This window comes from Leisingera sp. F5, from assembly GCF_001593695.1.
Genome location: NZ_LUKH01000110.1, coordinates 1 through 6070 on the forward strand (window position 1 = coordinate 1; position 6070 = coordinate 6070).

Consider the following 6070-nt stretch of genomic DNA (forward strand, 5'->3'; position numbering starts at 1 on the left):
GTATTTATCCGTCACTCGGCCAATATCGCGCGTTTGCGTGCAGGCACGGAGCCGCGGATCGGCCAGAAGTGAGCCGCGGCAGGCTGGATGCGTTTCTGGCCGCTTTTGATGCGCTGCCTTTGGGTGCCTTTAGCGGTACTGCAGCTGGGCGGCGCTACTCAGTTACCCGCCAGGATCTGGCCTGCGGCAAGGCGCAAAAACTGGAAGCCTGGGAACGCGGCGGCGGGGACTACATCAGCCTCAACCTGTACCGGCTGACATCCGGATCCTTGCTGAAACCCTGCGAAATGCCCGAGGAAAAAGTGATCCGTTTTGTGCTGGCCCTTCAGATCACGGAATGAGCCGTTCCAGCGCGCGGCCATTGCCCCAGGTGCCGTGCAGCTCGCCGCTGGGCATCCGCACATAGACCACCGGGTGCGTCTGGCCCCAGTTCACCCAGACCACATCGCCATTGCGCGAGCCGCTGCCGGAATAGGACTGGCTGGCAATCCGCCACTGCATCTCTATCGTCCCGCCGTTGTCCTGGATTTCTACGGTGCCGGTATAGCTGCTGCCGTCGGGATTACGCCCTTCCGCGCGATAAACACCGCTGACGTTTTGCGCGCTGGCGGGAGTTGCCAAAAGGGCCAAAGCCGTCAGCCCGCTGAGAACCGCACGGCGGCTGGGCAATGCTTGTGTCATCCTTATCTCCATTTTACCTGCGTTCACCCTGCCCGCCTCAGACGGTGCTGTCACCTATTCTGCGCATGAATGCACAGGGAGCCACCGCCTGATGCACATTCAAATTGAGTTGTTTTGAACGTGATCGCCCGGTCCTCCACATCAGTGCCGTGACCCGCAGCATACCGCGGCACGCAATATGAAACACCAGCCGGGCGCAAATTCTCTGCAGTCCCGGCCGGTATTGAAAGGACGGGATCCATGAACAAAGTAAAAGCTCTGGTGAGCGGTGTGGCGCTTTCGGTTGCTCTGGCGACTTCTGCTATGGCTGCCGGTGTAGAACTCAATGCCTCCTCAACCGGCCTTGCGCTGCAGGGATACGACCCGGTTGCGTATTTCACCGCTGGAGAACCGACACCGGGCAACTGGAAAATCACCGCGCTCCATAATGACGCGATGTACCGGTTTGCCTCAGAAGAAAACAAAGCTGAATTTGAAAAGAACCCGGAAGCCTACCTGCCGGCCTACGGCGGCTACTGCGCCTTTGGCGCCGCCATGGGCTTTAAATTCGACGGCGATCCGACGCTTTGGAAAATCGTCGACGACAAGCTGTATTTGAACCTCGCCAAAGACATTCAGACCCGCTGGGAAGGCGACATCCCGGGCTTCATCGAGAAGGCCGATGTAAACTGGGAAGATATCGCGGATAAAGACCCGGCCGCGCTGCAGCAGTAAGCTTCACATCACTCACAAGCGAACAGCCGGCGGCAGGGAAACCTGCCGTCGGCATTTTCGTTGACTTGACACGACTTGGGATTCCCAACTTTCTGTCATTACAGAAACTTCAGGATTCCGTGATGAAACTGACCCCCGCAATGCAGAACTTTATCCTTCACTGGGGCGAGATGGGGTCCCGCTGGGGGGTGAACCGTTCGGTGGCGCAGATCCATGCGCTGCTGCATATCTCCATTGATCCGATGACGGCGGACGAGATTTGCGAGGTGCTGGGGCTGGCGCGATCCAATGTCTCCAACGGGCTCAAAGAGTTGCAGGCGCAGCGGCTGGTCAAGGTCAGCCGCCAGCTGGGCGACCGGCGCGATCACTTCACCTCGATCCGGGACATGTTCGACTTGGTAGATGCGGTGATCGCGGCACGGCGCGAGCGCGAGTTTGCCCCGACCCTGCGCGCCTTGGTGAAGTGATGCACGGGGCTGAGGCCGACAGCACCCCCAAGGCGGTCAAGGACCGCATGGGCGAGACCCTGCGGGTGATGCGGATGTTTGACGATTGGTACATGGATTTCTCCCGCCTGCCCCGCGCGGTGCATCTGGCGGTGCTGAAACTGGGCGCCAAAGTGACGAAGTTCCTGCCCGGTGTGAAGAAACAGGAGTAAATTCGGCCCAAAGCTCTCATGACTTAAAAATTTTTGCGAAAGTATTTCTCTTATGACAGAAATAACTGAAACTAAGGGAAAATCTTTCATGCCATGTCAGCCCGGGCCGCTACCTGGTGGATCCGATTGCATTCGCCGTCGCCATGGTTGGGACGCCTTTGGTGACAGGCTTGCTCGGAGCACCGCTCCTCCTGATCCCGCCCTTTGCAGCGCTGATTGGCGGCCCGCTTTACCTGGTGATCGGCATTCCCGTCATGCTCGCATACATGGCCCGGAATCGTCCGACACCAGGAAAATGGGCCCTGCTGGCCTTTAAGACACAACTGCTGATCTTCACGCCGATCTTCCTCCTGGCGTTTGCGGCTGGGGGAAACTTCGACGGCACCAGCGTCTTTCTAGTGTTCGGCAGCCTCTTTGCGCCGCTTTGGGGCGCGGTCAGCGGCAAAATCTACGAACGCTTGGAACGCGATTTCTACAAACAGACCATTTTACCCCGAAAGGAAAACATCATGCTGATTGAAATCGGTATTTACCTGGGCCTTGGTATGCTGAGGCTGCTGGCGATGGCTCTGATGATCCTGCGGATCGGAACCCTGCTGGGGGACTGCCCGCGATCAGGACGCGCAGCCAGGGCGGGCGCGGTTACCATCGCCACCGGCTATGCCATGGTGGGTCTTGGCGGCGTCATCCTGATTGGCGCCGCAATCCCGCTGCTGGAAATGGATTTCCTGGGCCTGCTGCCTGCGCTTGGCCTGGCGGCGATCTGCCTTGGCCTCGGCTTCTCTCATGCCGTTGCCACCCTGCGGGCTGTGGTTCGTGAAGCTTTGCTGGCGGACCAGCCCAAACGGGAGGCTCAAGCCCGTACGCCCGAACCGGAATCTGCGGCTGAACAACCGGCCTGATCCCCTGCCCCGTTTCAAAAAAGGAGACCGCCATGAGCCCGCCTGTTTCCCGTGAATCGGCCCCGCGCACTGTCATCTGGCAATATCTGCTGCCAGTCACCCGCCGTCAGCGCTGGGACATTGCAGTGCTGCACAGTCTCAGCGCGCTGATGTGCGGCTGCAACTGCTCGGTCGCCTGGAGCCATATGCAGCACCATCGCCACACCATGGGCCCCAGCGATATCGAGGGCCACTGCGGGCATATGAGCGCAGGCCAAGTGCTGCGCTACGGGCCGCGCTTTCCGCTTGATCTGATACGTGCCTGCTGGGGACAGGGCGGTGCCAAATGGCGCCAACGGATCCTGCGGGACGGGATCTGCGTGGCACTGCTGGCCGGTGCTTTCCTGTGGAGCGGCCAGCGGTTCTTGCTGCGGCATCTTGCGGCAACGGCGGCGGCGCAATGCATGACCGTCTTCTTCGCGGCCTGGATCACTCACCAGGGCACTAAAAATACCTGTCAGGCCGCCCGCAGCCAGCGCGGTGTTCTGGCCAAGGCCGCCTATCTGATGCTGTTCCACCGTGAACACCATCTGTTCCCGAAAGTGCCTGTCAGCCGCCTGCCGGAATTGGCGGCACGGCTGGATACCCAGGTGCCCGGCTACGCCGCGAGCCGCCTGCCGGTACTACCTTGGCTGAACGGAGACTGAACGGCGGCTGGTATCCCACTTTTTGTCAGGCGGCGGCCCAATTTCAGCCCGATTCCAAGCGCAACTCAGAGGAGATTTCTTCACAACAGGCTTCCAATGATCTCCCGAATTATCTCCGCTTTTGAAAGCTTTACGTTCAAGTTCCTTGATTTTAACGGCCGCGCGACCCGACTGGAGTACTGGTGCATCATCCCGACGGTCTGGCTGTGCATTTTCCTGATGCTGCCGGGGGATACTTCCGAAGTCTGGGCTCATTTGCTGCGCCGCGAGGTGCCGCCGCTCAACCCGTTCCACTATGGTTCGATCGGGCTGTTCCTGTTCACCTTCATCCCCCGGTTGTCGCTGACTGTACGCAGGCTGCATGACGCCGGGCGCAGTGGAAAATGGGTCAAACTGCCCTTCACCGCCTTCACTTTGGGCGTGGTGATGAGCTTTGGTCTGCTGACTTCTCTGCCGATGGCTGACCCCAGCGGCCTCGGCCCCGGACTGATGGTGGCCGGTGCCGTGACGGCCTCCCTGTCGGGTGGCTTCTGGGATGCACTGTTCAATATGGCAGCCGTTGCCAATGCGGTGAATTGGGGCCCGGTGCTGGAGGCCATGCTGGGGGGCGCGGCGCAGGCGGATCCGGGTGCCGTGCTGGACCAGACCGGCGCCATGGCGTCGCATAACCCAGTGGCCGGTTATCAATACCTGTTTCAGATTATGTTGTTCGGGCTTGGCCCATTCATCGCCCTGTTGCTGCATCTCTACTTCATGCTGCTGCCGTCTGATCGCAGCGACAGCATCCATGGCACCAGCCCCGTGCAGACCCCTGCCCGCGGATCTTCCAGACACGGGCACAACGCCTATGCAGGCTATGCCTATCTGACCAAGCGCACGGATGAAGAGCAAATAATGCTACAGGCCGCACGCAAGGCACAGGTCCGAGAGCTGTATCAAAGCCGGGTGCTAAGCAAACCAAACGGCTGAGCCCGCACCGGCATAAAAGAGGGCCGCGTCACCGACGCGGCCTTCTTTCTTCAGTAGGCAAACTCGCCGTAGATGCGTGTCAGGTCTTCGCCCCAGGCGCCATTGTAGCGCGCCAGCAGCTCATCCGCCGGAACCTTGCCACTGTCGAGACTGTCCTTCAGTGCGTTCAGGAAATGTGTCTCATCCGGCACCAGCCCGCCCGCGCCGGGTTTGTGCCGGGCTTTCAGGCCGCTTTCCGAAATTGCCACCACTTCACGCGCCAGCTCATGCATATCGATACTGCCCACCTTGGCCTGCAGCCCCTGTTCCGAGGCCGCAACCCGCAGCGCATCACGGGTTTCCGCGTCCCAGCCCTTGACCAGATCCCAGGCGGCGTCCAGCGCCGACTGATCATAGGTCAAGCCGACCCAGAACGCAGGCAGCGCGCACAGACGCCGCCAGGGGCCGCCGTCGGCGCCACGCATTTCGATGAATTTCTTCACGCGGGCCTCAGGGAAAACGGTGGTGAGGTGGTCAGCCCAGTCGCTGAGCGTCGGGGTCTCGCCGGGCAGCGCCGGCAGCTCGCCCTTCAGGAAGTCGCGGAACGACATGCCCAGCGCGTTCACGTATTCGCCGTTGCGGTAGACGAAATACATCGGCACATCGAGCGCGTATTGCACCCAGGCCTCGAACCCGAAGCCCGCGTCGAACACAAACGGCAGCATACCGGTGCGGTCGGCGTCCAGATCGCGCCAGACGCGGGCGCGCCAGGATTTGTGGCCGTTGGGTTTGCCATCGAGGAACGGTGAATTGGCAAACAACGCGGTTGCCACCGGCTGCAGCGCCAGTGCGACACGCATCTTCTGCATCATGTCGGCCTCGGAGGAAAAATCGAGGTTCACCTGCACGGTGCAGGTACGGCGCATCATGGTGGTGCCCATGGTACCGACCTTCTGCATATAGCCGTCCATCAGCTTGTAACGGCCCTTGGGCATCAGAGGCATGTCTTCATGGCGCCACACAGGGGCGGCGCCCAGGCCGATGAAGCCGACGCCGATCTTGTCGGCAATATCCTTCACGTCGCGCAGGTGGGCGTTCACCTCGTCGCAGGTCTCATGGATGGTTTCCAGCGGCGCACCGGACAGTTCCAGCTGGCCGCCCGGTTCCAGGCTGACATTGGCGCCGTCTTTTTCCAGGCCGATCAGATTGCCGCCTTCGGTCACGGGCGCCCAGCCGTGGCTGTCGCGCAGGCCTGTCAGCACAGCTTCGATCGAGCGCTCGCCTTTATAGGGCAGCGGCTTCAGCGTGTCCTTGCAGAAGCCGAATTTCTCATGCTCGGTGCCGATGCGCCAGTCTTCCTTGGGTTTGCAGCCGTCAGCAAGATATTCTGCAAGCTGTTCGTGGCGTTCGATCGGTCCGCCGCCGGACTGGGGAATGGACATGCCTGGCACTCCGTCCTGTTAGGTCTGTCATGAAGGGTC

General features: G+C 60.8%; 9 protein-coding genes. 7 read left to right on the top strand and 2 right to left on the bottom strand.

All coding sequences use genetic code 11. From position 1 onward, the window contains the following. The first annotated feature begins 68 nt into the window (after positions 1 to 68). Positions 69 to 341, top strand: a complete 273-nt coding sequence (locus A2I95_RS24940) for a hypothetical protein (protein WP_027256468.1) — start codon at positions 69 to 71, stop codon at positions 339 to 341. Here the strand turns inward: A2I95_RS24940 and A2I95_RS24945 are convergent. Beyond that, positions 331 to 681 carry a hypothetical protein gene (locus A2I95_RS24945; protein ID WP_027256469.1) on the bottom strand — a complete coding sequence of 117 codons (351 nt, stop codon included), beginning with the start codon at positions 679 to 681 and terminating at the stop codon, positions 331 to 333. The two genes, A2I95_RS24940 and A2I95_RS24945, sit on opposite strands and share 11 nt — an antisense overlap. A 240-nt stretch (positions 682 to 921) precedes the next feature. Here A2I95_RS24945 and A2I95_RS24950 point away from each other — a divergent pair, with 240 nt between their 5' ends. From A2I95_RS24950 to A2I95_RS24975, 6 genes are all read left to right on the top strand, one after another. Beyond that, positions 922 to 1395: a YHS domain-containing (seleno)protein gene (locus tag A2I95_RS24950; RefSeq protein ID WP_027256470.1), complete on the top strand. Its 474-nt coding sequence runs from the start codon at positions 922 to 924 to the stop codon at positions 1393 to 1395. 122 nt (positions 1396 to 1517) lie between these two features. Further along, a complete protein-coding gene (locus A2I95_RS24955; RefSeq protein ID WP_291734236.1) occupies positions 1518 to 1862 on the top strand; it encodes a MarR family transcriptional regulator in 345 nt (114 codons plus the stop codon). Continuing rightward, positions 1862 to 2053 carry a hypothetical protein gene (locus A2I95_RS24960; protein WP_291734238.1) on the top strand — a complete coding sequence of 64 codons (192 nt, stop codon included), beginning with the start codon at positions 1862 to 1864 and terminating at the stop codon, positions 2051 to 2053. The genes A2I95_RS24955 and A2I95_RS24960 overlap by 1 nt, the downstream gene beginning before the upstream one ends. 161 nt (positions 2054 to 2214) lie before the next feature. Then, complete coding sequence (locus tag A2I95_RS24965) at positions 2215 to 2955, top strand: hypothetical protein (protein ID WP_291734242.1); 741 nt, start codon at positions 2215 to 2217, stop codon at positions 2953 to 2955. A gap of 32 nt (positions 2956 to 2987) precedes the next feature. After that, positions 2988 to 3641 carry a fatty acid desaturase gene (locus A2I95_RS24970; RefSeq protein WP_291734244.1) on the top strand — a complete coding sequence of 218 codons (654 nt, stop codon included), beginning with the start codon at positions 2988 to 2990 and terminating at the stop codon, positions 3639 to 3641. A gap of 96 nt (positions 3642 to 3737) precedes the next feature. Further along, entirely contained in the window at positions 3738 to 4610 is an 873-nt protein-coding gene (locus A2I95_RS24975) for a DUF805 domain-containing protein (RefSeq protein WP_291734246.1), read from the top strand. Between the two features lie 50 nt (positions 4611 to 4660). On the opposite strand, the gene A2I95_RS24980 is transcribed toward A2I95_RS24975, so the two are convergent. Then, positions 4661 to 6031, bottom strand: a complete 1371-nt coding sequence (locus A2I95_RS24980; RefSeq protein WP_291734248.1) for a glutamate--cysteine ligase — start codon at positions 6029 to 6031, stop codon at positions 4661 to 4663. Positions 6032 to 6070 lie beyond the last annotated feature (39 nt).

What these genes read in the sequence shown, in the direction of transcription:
- A2I95_RS24945 (WP_027256469.1), bottom strand. Translation starts at nt 681, where the DNA reads ATGACACAAGCATTGCCCAGCCGCCGTGCGGTTCTCAGCGGGCTGACG.
- A2I95_RS24950 (WP_027256470.1), top strand. Translation starts at nt 922, where the DNA reads ATGAACAAAGTAAAAGCTCTGGTGAGCGGTGTGGCGCTTTCGGTTGCT.
- A2I95_RS24955 (WP_291734236.1), top strand. Translation starts at nt 1,518, where the DNA reads ATGAAACTGACCCCCGCAATGCAGAACTTTATCCTTCACTGGGGCGAG.
- A2I95_RS24960 (WP_291734238.1), top strand. Translation starts at nt 1,862, where the DNA reads ATGCACGGGGCTGAGGCCGACAGCACCCCCAAGGCGGTCAAGGACCGC.
- A2I95_RS24970 (WP_291734244.1), top strand. Translation starts at nt 2,988, where the DNA reads ATGAGCCCGCCTGTTTCCCGTGAATCGGCCCCGCGCACTGTCATCTGG.
- A2I95_RS24975 (WP_291734246.1), top strand. Translation starts at nt 3,738, where the DNA reads ATGATCTCCCGAATTATCTCCGCTTTTGAAAGCTTTACGTTCAAGTTC.
- A2I95_RS24980 (WP_291734248.1), bottom strand. Translation starts at nt 6,031, where the DNA reads ATGTCCATTCCCCAGTCCGGCGGCGGACCGATCGAACGCCACGAACAG.